The organism is Kitasatospora sp. MY 5-36 (assembly GCF_001182915.1).
Classification (GTDB): domain Bacteria; phylum Actinomycetota; class Actinomycetes; order Streptomycetales; family Streptomycetaceae; genus Kitasatospora.
The window spans coordinates 1-1,373 of the sequence record NZ_LFVW01001213.1 but is presented as its reverse complement, the minus strand read 5'-3'; the positions used below and the strand labels follow the sequence as shown (position 1 = coordinate 1,373).

1 protein-coding gene and 2 pseudogenes are annotated in these 1,373 nt (G+C 75.8%); 1 reads left to right on the top strand and 2 read right to left on the bottom strand.

The features are described 5' to 3' along the window. Both AE652_RS41470 and AE652_RS41465 read right to left on the bottom strand, forming a co-directional pair. Positions 1-198: pseudogene (locus AE652_RS41470) on the bottom strand (hypothetical protein); the annotation flags it as partial. Positions 199-248: 50 nt separating this feature from the next. Next, positions 249-803 carry a SigE family RNA polymerase sigma factor gene (locus tag AE652_RS41465; RefSeq protein WP_049661170.1) on the bottom strand — a complete coding sequence of 185 codons (555 nt, stop codon included), beginning with the start codon at positions 801-803 and terminating at the stop codon, positions 249-251. A gap of 162 nt (positions 804-965) precedes the next feature. Between AE652_RS41465 and AE652_RS41460 the strand changes: the two are divergent. Beyond that, positions 966-1,373 (top strand): annotated as a pseudogene (locus AE652_RS41460) (hypothetical protein); the annotation flags it as partial.

Below are 1,373 nucleotides of genomic sequence, written 5' to 3'. Positions count from 1 at the left end.
GCCCACCCCGACCAGGGCCAGCGCGGCGGCGCCCGCCGCGGTGCCGATCCGCCGCCTGCGGCGCAGCCGGCGGCCGTGCGACCAGCCGGTGTCGACCAGCGGGCCGGGTTCGGTGTCGTAGGCCTCGCCGGCCCGGCCGAGGGCCTCGGTGAAGGCCCGCTCGAACCGCTCCTCGGGCCCGTCGTGCTCTGCGGACATGCTGAACCAACCTCTCTACCAAGTGGGTTGACGTGACGTGACGCGCCGGCTCAGCGCTCGGCGAGGTCGTCGAGGCTGCTGCCGAGCACCGTGCGGATCCGGCCGAGCGCGCGGAAGGCCTGGGTCCGGACGGCGCCCGGGGTGCTGTGCAGGACCGCGGCGGTCTCCTCGACGCTGCGGTCCTCCCAGTAGCGGAGCACCAGCACCGCCCGGTCACGCGGGGCGAGCCGGCCGAGCGCGTCCACCAGGGCGAGCCGCAGTTCCGGGTCGCCCTGCGGGGCCGCGCCGTCCGGCACCGCCTCGACCGGGCGCTCGCCGCTGGAGCGGCGGACGCGGTGCGAGAGGAAGGCCCGCACCAGCACGGTGTGCGCGTACCCGGCCGGGTTGTCGATCCGGCGCTTGGCCCCGAACCAGGAGGTGCGGTGCCACTGGGCGTAGATCCGCCCGAGGGCCTCCTGCACCAGGTCCTCGGCGAGGTGGGTGTCCCCGCCGGTGAGCAGGCAGGCCGACCGGTAGAGCGGTCTGGCGCGGGCGGCCGCGAAGGCCTGGAAGTCCTCGTCCCGCCGCCCGCCCCGGGCCGCCTTCCCCTGACCGTCCGGTCGCATCCTGCCCGGCCCCCTCGCTCGTTCTCCCCTGACACCTGGATGACCAGGTGCGCCCCGGGTGGCGTTACAGGTGGCGGCGAAAGGCTTCTTCGCCGGGCCGACCGTGGGTGGTTCGGCGCGACGTTACCGACAAATCGGATATTCGTCACGTAGTGTCAGCCCATGCCTACGCCACACGGATCGCGCGGCGGCATGGCCTTCAGCGCCGACGAAGTCCGCGTGCTGCGCCGCGCCCTCGCCCAAGCCCTCCACCCCGCCGTGCCCGTCCACCTCCAGGGGCCCGTCCGGCCCGCCCTCGCCGGGCCGGGCGCCGAACTCTGGGCGGAGGACGTCCAGGACGCCCTGCGCCTCACCGAGGCGATCGACGAGGCCGTCCAGGAGGGCGGCCGGCTGCGCGCCTTCCTGCTCGCCGACCTCGGACGCTACCGCTCCGCCCTGCCCGGCAGCGCCCCCGGCTACCTGGAACGGCTGGAGGAGGCGGTGTCCGACGGGTACCTGCCCGGGCCGGAGGACCTCACCGCACTGCGCGGACTGAGCCGCCAGCCCTGCGGCCAGGGCGAGCGGGCCCGC

Excerpts from the sequence above, each read along its gene's own strand:
- AE652_RS41465 (WP_049661170.1), bottom strand. The coding sequence starts at position 803 with ATGCGACCGGACGGTCAGGGGAAGGCGGCCCGGGGCGGGCGGCGGGAC.